The sequence below is a fragment of the Natrinema limicola JCM 13563 genome, assembly GCF_000337475.1.
GTDB lineage: Archaea > Halobacteriota > Halobacteria > Halobacteriales > Natrialbaceae > Natrinema > Natrinema limicola.
On the sequence record NZ_AOIT01000016.1, the window covers coordinates 61,699 to 76,348 of the forward strand.

The following is a 14,650-nucleotide window of genomic DNA, read 5'->3' on the forward strand; positions in this document are numbered from 1 at the left end:
TGTGATACGGTCTACTGTACCGAGAGCCCGGGTGAGACCGCAGTGCGGGTCGCGGTTGGCCGGTACTGACTGACAGTAGTCCGGATGACGATTTATCCGGACGGCCAAGAACACGACGCTGACTGACGACGACATCACCGCCAATCGGGAGTTGGCCCAGTGGGCCGCAAGAATTCAAGTCCGATGAGCGGCCGCTCCTCGTGGATGACTGGCCGATGTTCCATACAGAAACCGCCGTTTGAACGGCGATCTATGGCCAGTGGTATCATACACTCCTTGAACTGATTAGAAATGGAATATATTATATAATGTAATTTGAAAAGTATGTGGCGTTGTGATATGACTCCAACATTTGCGTCCCTGCGAAACCTGCTGGGGACCGTCGCGAAGTCCTACGTGACGGTCGTCATCGTTGCCCTCCTCGTCAGTGCCAGTCTGGCACCGATCGTCTGGGGGTCGACGAGCAATCCCGACGGAACAGTTGCCGTAATCGAAGTCGATTCAACACTCACTGAATCGTCTGCCGAGCGAATCACGGACGACCTCCAAGAGGCACGACAGAACGACTCGATCAGTGCGGTCGTGTTGGATGTCGACAGCCCCGGTGGTGGTGTCAGTGTGAGCGAGGGGTTATACCTCGCTGTCGAACGCACCGCTGAACAGATGCCCGTCGTTACGAGCGTCGACTCGACGGCCGCCTCGGGCGGGTATTACATGATTGCGCCGAGCGACGAAATCTACGTCAAGCCGGGCTCGATCGTCGGTAGCATCGGCGTTCGGGCGACGTACTTCGACGTGCCGCCGACGGACGAGCAAATCACGACTGGTCCCGACAAGAACACCGGCGGCACCGAAACCGAGTACAAGGCACAGGTTGAGATGATGCGGCAGGCGTTTGTCGGCACCGTCATCGAGCATCGTGGCGACGAGTTGACCCTTTCAGAGACGGAACTGGCGTACGCCAAGGTCTACACCGGCACCAAAAGCGTCGAGAACGGCCTCGCAGATGATATCGGTGACACCGAGGTCGCAATCGGGACGGCTGCAGACATGGCCGGCCTCAAAGACTACGACACCATCGAAATGGAGAGTGAACCGCTCTCCGGCACTTCGTTGATCATCGGCAGTGAGAACGGTGACCGCCCGGAGGCGTCCACCGTTCATCCGCAGACCTACGGACGGTACGGTGCCGTCAATACACCGACGTTCCTCGCGCTGTGGGGGTCGGTCGATAACGAACGGGTCATCGACGCGACCGAGCTCGAGCGCCCCGTGGCCAACGAGACTGGAGGTGATCGCCCATGAACGTCCGCTCTCGGCTCGTCGTCTTCGCTACCGTCGTGCTCGTCACTGTCGCCAGCGTGGGTGCAGCCGGACTCGTTACCAACCATGGGATGACAGCACAACCGACGGTTGATCAACAACAGTTCCAGCCGAGCGCGATCGACGCGCCGACAGTCGACCGCAACGGGACGATCGCCTACGATGACGACGGCGAGTCAAAGACCATCGTGATCGACGTCGCCCACTCGAACGACGTCTCCGAGGAAGCCCTCGAGCCAGTCGTCTCCGCGCTAACCGCGGGCGGCCACACCGTGCAGTATCACGAAGCGTCGGACGAGTTCGACAGTGATCCTGCTGCAGACTTGAACGAGACGCTCCGTGGTGCCGACGCGCTGATCGTCGTCGAACCCGAAACGCGATACACCGCCGAAGAAGCAGCTGGCGTGAGCGCGTTTGCCGATGCCGGCGGCCGCGTCCTGTTCGCTGCCGGTCCTGACTCGGGTGGCCTCGGTGGACTGCTCGGACTGCTCGGGGGCACCCAGCCGACCGGCGACGAGTTCGCTGCCGTCACCTCGCCTGTGGGCATCGCCTACGACACTGGCTACCTCTACAACATGGAGGAGTATGAGAACAACTTCCAGTCGATCTATGCGACCCCGTCGACCGACTCCGGACTGACCGACGGCGTCGACCGCGTCGTCTTCGACGGCCCGACGCCGGTCGTCACAGACGGGCAGACCCTCCTCACGACGCTCGAGGGAACGGAACACTCCGAAACCCGAGAGACGGGAGCGTACAGTGTCCTTGCACGGAGCGGGAACGCGATCGCAGTCGGCGATCCCGGCTTCATGTCCAGTACGAACTACAACCGTGCTGACAACGATGTCCTGATCGGCAACATCCTCGAGTTCCTCGTGACCGGTGAGAAAGTGCCCGGCGTTCCCGAGGAGACGAGTGCTGAGCGTGACACTGGCATGAAGGCGGAATCCGCGGAATCCAGTCCACCTCAACTGCCGAGCACGTAGCCGAGACCGCTCCATCGCCGCTTTTTTCGACGACTCGAGTGAGCGAAGCGGTCTCGATCGCTGCCAGTCCATGTTATCAGTACTCTCTCAGATCGGACGCGCACGAGAGTCGGTGGTCCTGACAGCGGAAACGGCGCGGTCGAGAGTACAGCAAGCCGTATCAGTGATGGCAGCCGACAAACCGGTATGACAAGCGACGAGTCGTACGTGCGGCGGGCGATCGGTCTCGCGGAATCGGCAGTCGAAAGCGGCAACACACCCTTCGGTTCCCTGCTCGTCGTCGACGACGAGATCGTCAGAACGGCCGAGAACACGACGCTGACCGACGACGACATCGCTGCCCACCCGGAGTTCAAATTAGCCAGATGGGCCGCGATGGAACTCGAGCCAGCCGATCGCGCGGCGTGTACGATGTACACCAGCACGGAGCCGTGTCCGATGTGTGCGAGCGCGATCGTCTACGCGGGGCTCGACCGGGTCGTTTACAGCGTGCCCGTCGACTCGCTCGCTGACGTACGAGCCGACGACGTGATCGAGATTCCCTGCGCAGAAGTCGTCGACCGGGCTGACGGAGCGACGATCGTGGAGGGACCGATGCTCGAGGACGAGGGGCTCGCAGTCCACGAGGACTTCTTCTAATCCGCGAGCGTCGTCGTCCGATCGCGAAGCACCGCCCGATAGCGCTCGCCCGCCGGATCGTCGGCTGCGAGCGCATCTCGGACGGTCGGCGAGAGCCAGTCGCGATCGCCGTCCGCACCCTCGGCGACGGTGCCATCGAACCGGTCCAGTCGCATATCTGCTGGCAGAAATCGCTCGTAGACGGGCAATCGCTCGCCGAGCGGGACGTCTGCGTACGCGGCGATTTCCTCGAGCTCGCGCAGCGCGGGCCATGCGTACTCTGGATTGATGTGGTCGTCGGTGACCGGCGAGACACCGCCCAGATCGTCGACGCCACAGTCGATCAGGTCTTTCGCGGGCGCGAGATTCGGCGGGACCTGGATCGAGATTTCGTCGGGGAGCGCGGCGCGGGCCATGGCTGTCACGCGACGCATCGTCGCGAGGTCGGGCGAACCGCCGGCCCAGCGCTCGTTGTTCACGACCGGCTGGACGATTACCTCTTGGATGTGGTCGTAGCGGCCGTGTAGCTCGCGGATCGCAAGCAGGCTTTCGGCCCGATCGCGCCACGTCTCGCCGATCCCCACCAGAATCCCGGTCGTGAACGCGACGTCGAGTTCGCCCGCGTTCTTGATAGTCCGCAGGCGCTGTCCTGGTTCTTTTCGGCGCGGGCCGGCATGCGCATCGACGTCGGCGGTCGTCTCGAGCATGACGCCCATGCTGGCGTTGACGTCCGCGACAGTTTCCATTTGTGTGCGCGTCTGATCGCCCGGATTGGCATGGGGGAGCAGCCCCTCTTCGAGGGCGACTTCACAGGCCGCACGTAGGTAGTCGTGGATCGAGTCATAGCCCCACGCGTCGAGTTGGGCATGAATCTCAGTGTAGCGGTCGTCGGGGTCGTCGCCAAACGTAAACAGTGCCTCGGTACAGCCCGCGTCCGCGCCACGCCGACAGATCTCGCGGACGTCCTCGAGCGAGAGCAGGGAGGCCTGTCCCGGCGGGTCGAAGTACGTACAGTAGGTACAGGTGTAGCGACAGGCCGTCGTCAGCGGCACGAAGACGTTCCGTGCGAAGGTCAGTGCCGACGGCGCGTCGACGTCGGTCGGGCTGACCGCACGCAGCTCCTCGACGGCCCGCTCGTCGATCGTGATTTCGACGCCATACTCGTTCGCCCCGGGGATCATTACCTCTCTGTGTCGTCGCTCGGCGTATAAGCGCTTGGCTTCGCGGTGTATGGGCCGATGGCTATCGCGTTTCCGTCATCGACGCCTCGTCACGTCTGACGCCGACCCGCCCGTCACGATCGTCGAGTTCGAACCCCACCTTCCGGAGATAGGCGAGTGCACGGTCGGTTTCACGTCCGTGGACGAGCACTTCGACGAGATCCTCGGGTTCGTCGATATCCGTTCCCAGCCGGAACGAGTCGATCGTCTCGAGGGTGGCCCCGACCTTACGAGCGATCGCACAGTGGTCGAGATACGAAGCCCCGTGATAGTCGACGGTAAACGCGGGGTCGCGAACGACGAGTGCGTTCGTCCCGCCTGCGCGTCCTGGTGCGATCGCGACATCGGCCGTGGCTGTCAGGAGTCGCTCGAGTGCATCGGGGGTCGCCAGTGCGAGATCGGCCATGACGACCGCGACGGCGTCTGCGGTCGTTGCGTTGCCGTCCGGCAATCGCGCGTTGACCGCGTCCGTCAGCGGTCGGTCGTCGACCGTGACCGACACTGCTGTGGCGACGTCGTCCGGGATCTCGAGGCCGGGCGCGGCAAGCTCAAGCGGGGCAGTCGCGACGATCGTCGGCTCGTGGCCCGCCTCGACGACCGCCCGCAGGACGTCCGTGAGCATGGCGCGAGCGAAGGCCGCCCGCTCGGCCGGGGACAGCACGGACTCGAGGCGAGTCTTCGGCGTCTCGGCGGCGAACGGGACCAGAACGCGCATCTGAATGTGGGTGCCGTACTCCGGGCGCGCTCAAAAGCACGTCGGAGTCAGATACGGACTCTGAGCGGCTCGAGCCTCGTGCCCCCCGACACGAGTGCGGCCGCTCGGGCCGTCGACCGCAAAACGGAATGGTGGTCTAGAACAGCGGTTCGAGTTCGTCCTCGTCGTCCTCGACGAGTTCCTCCAGGTTCTCCTCGCTCTCTTGCTGGATGTCCTCGATGTTGTCCTGAGCCTCGATAGCGACCTGCTGGAGGCGCTTGATCCGCGGGACGTTCGTCACGCCCGAAAGCAGGATCGCCGCGGAGACTTCGGGTTCCTCTCGTGGGAAGTCGCCACCGCGAACTTCCATGCTGCCGGTTTCCTCCTCGAGCCATTTGCGCCCGCGTTCGATGCCTTTCCGATTGAGGTACTCCGAGGGACCGGAGAGGACGAGCAGGGCACGTTCGGTGCCTTCGATTTCACAGGGCAGCGTGAGTCGGCCGAGCGCGGCCTTGCGGACGAGGCTCGTGATGCGGTTCGTGGTGTTGGCGGCGTCTAACCCGTCGTCGCCACCATCGTCGCCGGTAAACCGCGAGAGGCTGTCTCTTATACACATCTCTGATNCCTCCTCGCTTGCGTAGCCGACGGTCGACACCCCGCCGCCCGAGAGTGTATTGATGATCTCGGAGGAGTCGACGACGCTCTCGGCGACGTCTTCGCCATCGCCGACTTCGCCGGCACCGAAGAGGATGCCAAAGCGGCGGACGATCTCCTCGTTGATCTGCTCGTAGCCGCCCTCCATGGATTCGCCGGTCTGTCGCCAGGAGTCGTTGTCGAAGACGAGCAGGTTGTCGACCTCGCGGACGAACGTCTGGAACGAACGGGCCGCGTTGAGCGTGTAGATGCCACCCTCGTCCGTGCCCGGCAGGACGCCGAGCCCGTAGACAGGGATCGTGTAGATCCGTTTGAGGTGTTTGGCGAGGACGGGTGCGCCACCCGAACCGGTGCCGCCACCCATGCCAGCGACGATCAGGAACGCGTCGACCTCGTGGGTCGGGATCTGGTCGATGGCGTTTTGCACCTCGTCGATGTCCTCCTCGGCGACTTCCGCGCCGAGTTCGTTGTCAGCACCCACGCCATGGCCCTTGACACGGGCCTGGCCGATGAGTACGCGATTCTCCTGGGGAATATTGTCGAGACCGATGAGGTCCGCCTTCGCGGAGTTGACGGCAATCGCCGCGCGGACGATTCCGCTGTTCGTCCGATCGTCGTACTCGAGGAATCGATCGACGATCTTGCCACCGGCCTGTCCGAATCCGATCATCGCCAGCTTCATTGTTTGTCAGGGGGCTCCGTTGGATTGGTACCAGTGCAATGGAGGATATAAACCTTGCGCTAAGCTGACTTTCTCGAATACTGTACCATCACGCTAAATAGAAAGAACGAACCGGATCTACCCGCGAAATGCGGGTCTAACTACCACTGGTTATGTATATCAGTTGATGGGTGTTTATAGGCTGAACAGGCACAATACCACGCCGTTCACGGCGTGGATACGCGCCGTCACTTGTGGTAACAACCCACCGTTCAAACGCCACCCCCGAGTTTCCCATGGTGATGTTTAAGTGACAGGCGACCTACTGTAGAGTAGGAATCGGTCGGAACGGATCGGATTCCGAACTGTCCTTCGGAGGTCGTTCGAGAGAGCTTTGCTCTCTCGTGACTGAGCGAATCGGAGATTCGCGATGTCCGCGAAACCTTCGGTTTCGCTTGATGACGAAAATCGAAGATTTTCGAACCACGGCCTGTCCGCCCACGAAACGAGGCAGTATCCGAAAAGGCAGTCGGTGAACNGGTGAACGCACATTCCAGAAGAGTGTGTCTGTGCTGACTGTTCAAAGCGGGCACCACGATACCCCCGACTCTGCTGACACCTGCCGGCGTCTCGCTGGCAAAAACAACACCGGGACGCCAAATACGGTCGAGGATAGGGGTAACGGCGGTTTGGCACCGCCAACAGTCCACCAGTTCGATGTGTGGGACTACCCGTGCCCGAAAGGACTGGTANGGGTAACGGCGGTTTGGCACCGCCAACAGTCCACCAGTTCGATGTGTGGGACTACCCGTGCCCGAAAGGACTGGTAGTCCGGTGACTGGACTGCGAACCTGAAACTCCTACCGCTCGGGATTCCTCCGCGTTTACGCGGAGGAGGATGTCAATACTACTGCCGGCGTCGCAATTAGGCCGTGCCAGCCGGTTTCGCCCCTCGTGGTGCCCGCTCGAGGCCGAGATACGAACCCAGCGTTGTCAGCTCCGACGGATCGCGGCCGAAGGCAGTTACGTCGTTGTCAACGACGGTGTTGTCGAACGCGAGCGAGCGGGCCTGATCTGGGCCGAAGGGCACGAACGGCAGTGGACCGGCCGCCGAGAGCCCGACTCTGGCGAGCCCCATCGGGATCGGGACGATCGTGACGTCTTTGCCCTCGGCTTCGTAGGCCAATTCCGTCACATCTGCGAGCGTGAGGACCTGTGGGCCGCCGATCTCGTAGGTCTCGCTGACGTGGGTATCGTCTTCGAGCGCGTCGGCCAGTATCGGCACGAGGTCGCCGACCCAGATGGGTTGGAACCGGGTTTTCCCGCCACCGGGCAACCCCGTCACGTACGGCGTCGTCAGGGTCTTCGTGAAGTCGACGAACTCGCCGCCGTCGCCGAAGACGACCGACGGGCGGACGATCGTCCACGCGAGACTCGAGTCCCGGACGACCCGCTCTGCCTGTCCCTTGGTTCGGATGTAGGCGGTGTCGCCGTTCGGATCGGCACCGAGCGCGCTCAACTGGAGGAACCGGTCGACGTCGCCGTCTTCGGCAGCGCGAACGAGGTTCTCGGTGCCGCCGAGGTGGACCTCCTCGTGGCTCGTCCCGCGAGGGGGCTCGAACAGCGGCGAGAGCGAGACGAGGTTGACGACGGCATCGTGGTCCGCGACGGTTGTGGCGATCGAGTCGGAGGCGCTGACGTCGCCGATCGCCGTCTCGACGCCGTCGGGAAGTCCGTCCCTGTCCGGCGATCGTGACAGTGCCGTTACCTCGTGGCCCCGCTCGGCCAGTTCCGCACACAGGTTCGTGCCGATAAAGCCGGTGCCGCCGGCGACGAGGATCTTCATACGTGAAAGATGATCCTGCACAGATAAATAGATGAACGGCTACGTATGCAGCCAGCAGCGAATCGGGCCGGTCGCTAGGTCACTATCGGTCGGGATGAGCAGCCTTATTTTCGGCTTCATCAAACAGGGCTGACATGCCGCCGGACACGCGAGAGACGACGGAGCGATACTTCAGGCAGGCAGTCGAGCGCCACTGGGATCCGTACGCGATCGACTTGGCGGCTGACCGGGAGACGCTTACCGGCCTCAGCCGGAGTGCGTTTACGCAGCTGCGTGCGACGCTCGCCATGTTCGGCGCGGGCGAGGAACACGTCACCGAGGATCTGGTGCCGGTTGCCGCGGTCGTCGACGACGACAGCGATCAGCGATTCGTCGCGAGCCACCTCTACGACGAGGCCAAACACGCTGCCTTCTTCGAGCGCTACTGGAACGACGCTGTCAGGCCTGCAGCGGAGGCTCGAGGCCTTGAGCCGACCGCACCGACGGCCGACCGCTGGTTCACCGACTCCTACGAGGAGGTCTTCGGCCGAACCGAAGCAGCGATGAACCGCCTGCTCGAGGCAGATACGCCTGCAAACCGGGCGCGAGCGTACTGTCACTACCACCTGACGGTCGAGGGCGTCTTCGGCCAGACCGGCTTTCACGCCGTCGAGTCGACGTTCGGCCCGGAGACCGATGGCCCGTCGCTTCCCGGGCTGGTCGAGGGGTTTAGCGGCATCCGTCGAGACGAGGGCCGCCACGTCGGCTACGGGATGGACCGACTTGCGGCCCTCCTCGAGAGCGGGGCGGTCGAGCGCTCGCTCGTCGAGGAGACGGTCATGGGCCTTGCAGAGCCGGTCGATGCCGTCGTCGAACGGATGGGGTGGCATCGCCTGCCCGGCCCCGACAGCGACGACCTCGTCGCGTTCGTCGCCCAGCAGCGTCGAAACCGACTCCAGCAACTGCCTGGCGAAGCCGCTTCCGACCCGGCGGCCGAGGACTGACCATGCGAGCCGTCGAAGTATCCGAATACGGCGACAGCGACGTGTTGACAGTCACCGACCGGGACGCGCCCACGCCGAGCGCAGACGAGGTCGCAATTGACGTCGCGGCCGCCGGCGTCAACTTCGCCGATATCGAGCAACGCCGTGGGGCCTATCCAGATAGTCCGTCACCGCCGTTCGTGCCGGGGCTGGCCGTCGCCGGGACCGTCACGGCTGCGCCGGAGGCGAGCGACCTCGCGGTCGGCGACCGCGTCGCCGCGCTGTCGTCGACCGGCGGCTACGCGGCGGTCGCGACGGCACCCGTCGACCGTACTTTCCGGATACCAAACTCGATCCCGTGGGCCGACGCGACGGCCCTGCCGGTCCAAGGACTGACCGCCCACAACGTCCTCCACGAGTGGGGCGAGCTGTCGGCCGACGACCGGGTCCTGATCCACGCCGGGGCCGGCGGCGTCGGCTCGCTCGCCGTTCAGTTGGCCGCCACAGCCGGGGCGACCGTCTTCGCGACTGCAAGCACCGCGGCGAAACGCGAGTTGGCACGCGACCTCGGGGCCGACCACACCATCGACTACACAGACACCGACGTCGCAGACGCCGTCAACGAACGGACGGACGACCGTGGCGTCGACCTCGTCGTTGATGGGGTCGGCGGCGACGCATTCGCCGCCAGCGTGGACGCGCTCGCACCGGTCGGTCGCATCGTCTCGTTCGGGATGGCAAGCGGGTCCGTGCCAACCGTCGCGACCCCGCGACTGTTCTTCGCGAATCAGTCCGTTCGCGGCTACCACCTCGAGCACGCCATCGAACACGTTCCCGAGCGCGTCCTCGGTGCGGTGCCGTCGCTGCTCGACCACATCGCGACGGGACAGGTCGACGTCGTCGTCGACCGGACACTGGCGCTGGCGGACGCCGGGCAGGCCCACGACGCACTTGCTGACCGCGAGACCGTTGGCACGGTCGTCCTCGAGCCATAGGGGCCGACGAGAACCGGGACGGTTTTGACGGCGCTCGCGGAACGACAGCACATGACAGCTACGGAGGGTGTACCCGATCGTGTTGAAGGGATCGTTGCCGACCGATTGCGCGTCGACGCGGACGCATTCGACGATGGCACACCGTTCGACGGGGAGACGCTTGATGCCGATTCGCTCGATCTGGTCGAAATCGCAGAGGCCATCGAGGCAGAGGTCGGCGTCCACGTTCCTGATGATGATCTCGAGGACCTCGAGACGGTCGGCGACCTGACGGCGTACGTCGACGAGCGCGCCTGAGATGAGCCGCGAGGTGGTCGTGACCGGCCTCGGCCTGGTGACGCCGCTGGGCGAGAGCGTCGAGCGGACCTGGGACGGGCTGCTCGAGGGGACGAGCGGCGCGGGGCCGATCACGCGCTTCGACCCCGACGAGGCGGGGCTGCGGGCGTCGATCGCCTGCCAAGTAGGGGAAGACCCGGCAGCCGTCGCGCCCGACGACCGCGTCGACGACCGGACGATGGGCCGGTACGCCCAGTTCGCCGTTGCCGCAACCGCCGAGGCGCTTGCGGACGCCGGGTTCGACGCCGCCAGCCCCGACTGGAACGCCGAACGAGTGGGGACCAGCATCGGCTCCGGACTAGCCGGCCTGTCCGAAATCGAAGCCGCGGCGGGCGAGCGCCCCTCGCCATCGTTTCTCGTGAGTGCACTGACGAACCTCGCAGCCGGACACGTCAGCATGACGATCGGCGCGAAGGGACCGAACCGCGCGCCGGGCACGGCATGTTCGGCGGGTACCCACGCCATCGCGGCCGCAGCCGACGACGTTCGGCGCGGCCGGGCCGATGTCGTCGTCGCCGGTGGCACCGACGCCGCGATCTCGCCGCTGGGCGTCGGCAGCTTCGATGCGATGCGGGCGCTCAGCACCACTGATGATCCCGCAGCAGCGAGTCGTCCCTTCGACGACGATCGGGACGGACTCGTACTATCCGAGGGCTGTGGCATCGTCATCCTCGAGGCACGCGAGCACGCCCGCGAGCGCGGCGCGACGCCGTACGCCGCGATCACCGGAGCCGGCCGGACCGCCGACGCCCACCATCCCACGCGGCCGGCCGAAGCGGGTGACGGCCTTCGGCGCTGTCTCGAGCAGGCGCTGTCCGATGCCGACAGAGAGTCGGCCGCCGTCGATCACGTCAACGCCCATGCCACGAGCACCCCAGTCGGCGACGCTCGTGAAGCTGACGCGCTCACAGCGGTATTCGACGAGAGCGGCGTCCCGCCGACGACGAGTATCAAGGGCCATCTCGGACACGCGCTCGGCGCTGCCGGCGCGATCGAGGCCGCCGTCGTCGCTCGGACCATCGCCGAAGGGACGATTCCGCCGACACTGAACTACGAGACGCCCGATCCGGCCTGTGATTTGCCGGTCGTCACTGAGCCGTGCGAGACGGTCGTCGACGTCGCCGTGAGTACGTCGGCCGGTTTCGGCGGAACCAACGGGGTACTCGTGTTCGAGCGCCCGTAACGATGGCCGACGACGCACCCACTTTCGGCTCCGATCCCATCGTCTTCGACGGCGTCGACATCGTCTCCATCTCCCGCATCGCTGACCTCCTCGCGGAGTTCGGTGACTCGTTCCGTGACCGCGCGTTCACGCCGGCCGAACAGGCCTACTGCGAGGCACAGGCCGATCCGCCACAGCACTACGCCGCCCGCTGGGCGGCTAAAGAGGCGTTCCTGAAGACACTCGCCGGTGCGTCCCCCGGCGTGCCGACCGCCGCCATCGAAATCGATCGCCGGGCCGACGGCCCCCACCTCTCGCTTGCTCCCGTCGCTGCCGACGCGCTCGCTGTGACGCTCGAGGAACGCGGCAGTTCCCTCGCGACAGCCGATATCGACGTCAGCTTGAGCCACGATCAGACCGTAGGCTATGCCGTCGGCTCGGTTACCGTTGTAGCGACCCGACACCACTAAGCGGATGGTCTGACTCACAGCATCAACATGACCACTGCCGAGTCCGCCACGACGCTCGACGGAACGGCGTTTCTCTTCCCCGGCCAGGGGAGCCAGACCGTCGGGATGGGACGGGCGTTCTACGACGACTGGCCCGAGACGCGTGCGGCCTTCGATCACCTCGACGACGCCCTCGAGATCGACCTTCCGGGACTGTGCTTCGATGGAACCGCCGAGGCAATCCAACGCCCGAGCAATACCCAGCCGCTACTGCTGGCGACGGGGATCGCGGTCTACGAGGGTGTGACGGCCCAATTCGGCGTCGAGCCGGCGGCCGTCGCCGGCCACAGCCTCGGTCACTTCACCGCGCTGGCGGCCGCCGGCGCGATCGAGCCCGCGACCACGGCCGCCCTCACCCACCGACGAGGCGAGTGCATGGAACGGGCGGCAGCCGCCGACGGCCCAGGGACGATGGTGGCGGTGTTGCTGGCCGATCCGGACGCGGTCGCCGAGGTCTGTGCCACCCGCGAGGACGTCGGCGTCGCCCTATACAACGCGCCGAAACAGACCGTGATCAGCGGCACGACCGAGGGCGTAGCGGCGGTTCGGGAACGTCTCGAGGAGCAGACGACCGCCCGGTTTCGCGAACTCGATGTCGGGGCGGCGTTCCATTCACCGGTGATGGCGTCGGCCGTCGACTGCGTCGAAACGGCGATGGCCGACGTGGAACTGTGCGAGGCCGAACTGCCTGTCGTCTCTGATGTGACCGGCGAGTGCTATACCGATCCGGCCGTCGCGCAGCGGGATCTGACGGCACAGATCACGTCGCCGGTCGACTGGGTGGCTGTCATCGAGACGCTTCTCGCACAGGGGATCGAGCGGTTCGTCGCATTTCCTCCGGCCGGCGTGCTAGCGGGACTCGTCGAACGCATCGCGCCCGAGGCCGAGTGCTGGGCGCTCGAGACGCCCGCGGACGCCCGGGAGGTGTTCGCGTGATCGACTTCGAGGGCGAGGTCGCGGTCGTCACCGGTGGGACACGCGGCATCGGCCGCGCAGTGGCGACGCGACTGGCCGAGCTGGGAGCGACTGTCGTCGCCACCTACCACGAGGACGACGCGGCCGCAGACGAGACGACAGCGGCGCTAGCGTCGTTCCCTACTGAGACTACAGTCGAACAGTTCGACGTCGCCGACTTCGACGCGGTGGCGGCGACGTTCGAGACCATCGCCGAGCGGTATGGCCCCCCGACGGTGCTGGTGAACAACGCCGGAACGGTGGCCGACGGGCTGCTGGTTCGGATGACGCCCGAGCAGTGGCAACGGGTCATCGACGTCAACCTCACGGGCACGTTCTACTGCACGCGGGAAGCAGCCAGACGAATGCTGCGACGCGACGACCGGAGCGGCCGAATCGTCAACGTTGCCAGCATCGCCGCCCAGCACGGCGGGGCCGGGCAGGCCAACTACGCCGCAAGCAAGGCCGGCGTCCTCGGTCTCACGCGTGCGGCGGCCCGCGAGCTCGGTGGCAAGGGTATCCGCGTCAACGCCGTCGCACCCGGCTACACCGACACCGACCTGCTTGCGAAATCGCAGGGCCACGAGTCGGCTGTCGAGACGAACACCGCGAGCGGCCGCACCGCGACGCCCGCGGAAGTCGCTGACGTGATCACGTTCCTGGCCAGCGACACCGCCTCGTACGTCAACGGCGAAGTCGTGCGCGTCGACGACGGCCTCGTACTGTAATCGGCAGCCGTCGACGCACCCGAGCGCGCCTCTCGACAGATTGTAGTATCCCTCACGACGAGGTGCGACCATGCTCGTCACGCTCGAGGGGTTGGATGGCAGCGGCAAGACGACGGTCTGGGAGGCATTACACGAGCGCTATCCCGATGCCGTGTTCACACGCGAGCCGACGAACTCCTGGTACGGCGACGCCGTCTACCGGTCGATCGAAGATGACGACGCCGATCCGCTGGCGGAACTGTTTCTCTACACCGCCGACCACGCCGACCACCTCTCGCGGGTGATCGAGCCTGCCCTCGAGCGCGACGACCTCGTAATCTCCGATCGCTACTCCGACTCGCGCTTTGCCTATCAGGGCGCGACCCTCGAGGCAGCCGACGGCCACGGCCTTGCGGACCCTCTCGAGTACGTCGTCGACGTTCACCGCCCCTTTTCGATTGAACCTGACCTGACGATCTACCTCGATCTCGACCCCGAAACCGCGGCGGCCCGCGCGGGGACGACGAACAAATTCGAGCGCGCCGAGTACCTCGCGTCGGTTCGAGACAACTACGAACGCCTCCTCGAGCGCGATCCCGACCGGTTCGTCCGCGTCGACGCGACCCAACCACCCGAGGCGGTCCTCGAGGCGACGGCCGATGTGCTGGCCGATGCGCTCGGTGAATCGCGCTAAGCTCGGTTCGACACCGTCGTCGTTGGTCGCGATCGAGACTCGGGCAAAGGCTTTAGTCGTGTCATAGCGTACCACATTGCCGATGGTCCATGCGTTCATTATGGTGAAGACCGCTGCCGGGAAATCGGAGGGCCTCCTCGCAGAGATCAACGGGCTCGAGTCGGTCGCCGACGCCCACATCGTCGCGGGCAACTACGACATCATCGCGGAGATCGACGCCCCCGATGTCTACGACGTGCTTCAGGCAGCGTCGTCGCAGATGCAGCAACTCAACGGCGTCACCGAGACGAAGACCTACATCGCGATGGGGTGACGGCTCGATCGCCGTC

The 14,650-nt window shown here is 65.2% G+C and carries 16 protein-coding genes; 12 read left to right on the forward strand and 4 right to left on the reverse strand.

The window, feature by feature from the left end:
• Positions 1–339: 339 nt before the first annotated feature.
• The 3 genes from C476_RS02090 to C476_RS02100 all read left to right on the forward strand — a co-directional run bounded on the left by C476_RS02090 (position 340) and on the right by C476_RS02100 (position 2,948).
• Positions 340–1,305 carry a S49 family peptidase gene (locus C476_RS02090; RefSeq protein ID WP_008009378.1) on the forward strand — a complete coding sequence of 322 codons (966 nt, stop codon included), beginning with the start codon at positions 340–342 and terminating at the stop codon, positions 1,303–1,305.
• Complete coding sequence (locus C476_RS02095) at positions 1,302–2,309, forward strand: DUF4350 domain-containing protein (RefSeq protein WP_008009380.1); 1,008 nt, start codon at positions 1,302–1,304, stop codon at positions 2,307–2,309. The genes C476_RS02090 and C476_RS02095 overlap by 4 nt, the downstream gene beginning before the upstream one ends.
• A gap of 186 nt (positions 2,310–2,495) precedes the next feature.
• Entirely contained in the window at positions 2,496–2,948 is a 453-nt protein-coding gene (locus tag C476_RS02100) for a nucleoside deaminase (protein ID WP_008009381.1), read from the forward strand.
• Here C476_RS02100 and cofG read toward each other — a convergent pair.
• The 4 genes from cofG to C476_RS02120 form a co-directional block, all read right to left on the reverse strand.
• Positions 2,945–4,108: a 7,8-didemethyl-8-hydroxy-5-deazariboflavin synthase subunit CofG gene (gene cofG / locus C476_RS02105; protein WP_008009383.1), complete on the reverse strand. Its 1,164-nt coding sequence runs from the start codon at positions 4,106–4,108 to the stop codon at positions 2,945–2,947. The genes C476_RS02100 and cofG overlap by 4 nt on opposite strands.
• A 61-nt stretch (positions 4,109–4,169) precedes the next feature.
• Positions 4,170–4,862 carry a 2-phospho-L-lactate guanylyltransferase gene (gene cofC, locus C476_RS02110; RefSeq protein WP_008009385.1) on the reverse strand — a complete coding sequence of 231 codons (693 nt, stop codon included), beginning with the start codon at positions 4,860–4,862 and terminating at the stop codon, positions 4,170–4,172.
• A gap of 136 nt (positions 4,863–4,998) precedes the next feature.
• Positions 4,999–6,177 carry a tubulin/FtsZ family protein gene (locus C476_RS02115; RefSeq protein WP_008009386.1) on the reverse strand — a complete coding sequence of 393 codons (1,179 nt, stop codon included), beginning with the start codon at positions 6,175–6,177 and terminating at the stop codon, positions 4,999–5,001.
• A 904-nt stretch (positions 6,178–7,081) separates the two neighbouring features.
• Positions 7,082–8,002 (reverse strand): complex I NDUFA9 subunit family protein, encoded by a 921-nt coding sequence (locus tag C476_RS02120; RefSeq protein WP_008009388.1) that lies wholly within the window; start codon positions 8,000–8,002, stop codon positions 7,082–7,084.
• Positions 8,003–8,136: 134 nt separating this feature from the next.
• Between C476_RS02120 and C476_RS02125 the strand changes: the two genes are divergently transcribed.
• The 9 genes from C476_RS02125 to C476_RS02165 all read left to right on the forward strand — a co-directional run bounded on the left by C476_RS02125 (position 8,137) and on the right by C476_RS02165 (position 14,634).
• Positions 8,137–8,985: a ferritin family protein gene (locus tag C476_RS02125; protein ID WP_008009389.1), complete on the forward strand. Its 849-nt coding sequence runs from the start codon at positions 8,137–8,139 to the stop codon at positions 8,983–8,985.
• Positions 8,986–8,987: 2 nt separating this feature from the next.
• Positions 8,988–9,959 (forward strand): quinone oxidoreductase family protein, encoded by a 972-nt coding sequence (locus C476_RS02130; protein ID WP_008009391.1) that lies wholly within the window; start codon positions 8,988–8,990, stop codon positions 9,957–9,959.
• A gap of 51 nt (positions 9,960–10,010) precedes the next feature.
• Positions 10,011–10,256, forward strand: coding sequence for an acyl carrier protein (locus C476_RS02135; RefSeq protein WP_008009394.1), 246 nt, complete (start codon positions 10,011–10,013; stop codon positions 10,254–10,256).
• 1 nt (position 10,257) lies between these two features.
• Positions 10,258–11,478: a beta-ketoacyl-[acyl-carrier-protein] synthase family protein gene (locus tag C476_RS02140; RefSeq protein ID WP_008009395.1), complete on the forward strand. Its 1,221-nt coding sequence runs from the start codon at positions 10,258–10,260 to the stop codon at positions 11,476–11,478.
• A gap of 2 nt (positions 11,479–11,480) precedes the next feature.
• The gene (locus tag C476_RS02145; protein ID WP_008009396.1) at positions 11,481–11,927 is read left to right on the forward strand and encodes a holo-ACP synthase; all 447 of its coding nucleotides are present in this window, start codon (positions 11,481–11,483) and stop codon (positions 11,925–11,927) included.
• Between the two features lie 27 nt (positions 11,928–11,954).
• On the forward strand, positions 11,955–12,902 hold the full coding sequence (locus tag C476_RS02150) for an ACP S-malonyltransferase (RefSeq protein WP_008009398.1): 948 nt from the start codon (positions 11,955–11,957) through the stop codon (positions 12,900–12,902).
• Positions 12,899–13,648, forward strand: coding sequence for a 3-oxoacyl-ACP reductase FabG (gene fabG, locus C476_RS02155; protein WP_008009401.1), 750 nt, complete (start codon positions 12,899–12,901; stop codon positions 13,646–13,648). Before C476_RS02150 ends, fabG begins: the two co-directional genes overlap by 4 nt.
• 70 nt (positions 13,649–13,718) lie before the next feature.
• On the forward strand, positions 13,719–14,321 hold the full coding sequence (gene tmk / locus C476_RS02160) for a dTMP kinase (RefSeq protein ID WP_008009403.1): 603 nt from the start codon (positions 13,719–13,721) through the stop codon (positions 14,319–14,321).
• An 82-nt stretch (positions 14,322–14,403) separates the two neighbouring features.
• Positions 14,404–14,634, forward strand: coding sequence for an Lrp/AsnC family transcriptional regulator (locus C476_RS02165; RefSeq protein WP_049911542.1), 231 nt, complete (start codon positions 14,404–14,406; stop codon positions 14,632–14,634).
• Positions 14,635–14,650 lie beyond the last annotated feature (16 nt).

Excerpts from the sequence above, each read along its gene's own strand:
- C476_RS02150 (WP_008009398.1), top strand. The coding sequence starts at position 11,955 with ATGACCACTGCCGAGTCCGCCACGACGCTCGACGGAACGGCGTTTCTC.
- tmk (WP_008009403.1), top strand. The coding sequence starts at position 13,719 with ATGCTCGTCACGCTCGAGGGGTTGGATGGCAGCGGCAAGACGACGGTC.
- C476_RS02125 (WP_008009389.1), top strand. The coding sequence starts at position 8,137 with ATGCCGCCGGACACGCGAGAGACGACGGAGCGATACTTCAGGCAGGCA.
- C476_RS02165 (WP_049911542.1), top strand. The coding sequence starts at position 14,404 with ATGGTCCATGCGTTCATTATGGTGAAGACCGCTGCCGGGAAATCGGAG.
- C476_RS02140 (WP_008009395.1), top strand. The coding sequence starts at position 10,258 with ATGAGCCGCGAGGTGGTCGTGACCGGCCTCGGCCTGGTGACGCCGCTG.
- C476_RS02130 (WP_008009391.1), top strand. The coding sequence starts at position 8,988 with ATGCGAGCCGTCGAAGTATCCGAATACGGCGACAGCGACGTGTTGACA.
- C476_RS02135 (WP_008009394.1), top strand. The coding sequence starts at position 10,011 with ATGACAGCTACGGAGGGTGTACCCGATCGTGTTGAAGGGATCGTTGCC.
- C476_RS02095 (WP_008009380.1), top strand. The coding sequence starts at position 1,302 with ATGAACGTCCGCTCTCGGCTCGTCGTCTTCGCTACCGTCGTGCTCGTC.
- C476_RS02145 (WP_008009396.1), top strand. The coding sequence starts at position 11,481 with ATGGCCGACGACGCACCCACTTTCGGCTCCGATCCCATCGTCTTCGAC.
- C476_RS02100 (WP_008009381.1), top strand. The coding sequence starts at position 2,496 with ATGACAAGCGACGAGTCGTACGTGCGGCGGGCGATCGGTCTCGCGGAA.
- cofG (WP_008009383.1), bottom strand. The coding sequence starts at position 4,108 with ATGATCCCCGGGGCGAACGAGTATGGCGTCGAAATCACGATCGACGAG.
- cofC (WP_008009385.1), bottom strand. The coding sequence starts at position 4,862 with ATGCGCGTTCTGGTCCCGTTCGCCGCCGAGACGCCGAAGACTCGCCTC.
- C476_RS02090 (WP_008009378.1), top strand. The coding sequence starts at position 340 with ATGACTCCAACATTTGCGTCCCTGCGAAACCTGCTGGGGACCGTCGCG.
- C476_RS02120 (WP_008009388.1), bottom strand. The coding sequence starts at position 8,002 with ATGAAGATCCTCGTCGCCGGCGGCACCGGCTTTATCGGCACGAACCTG.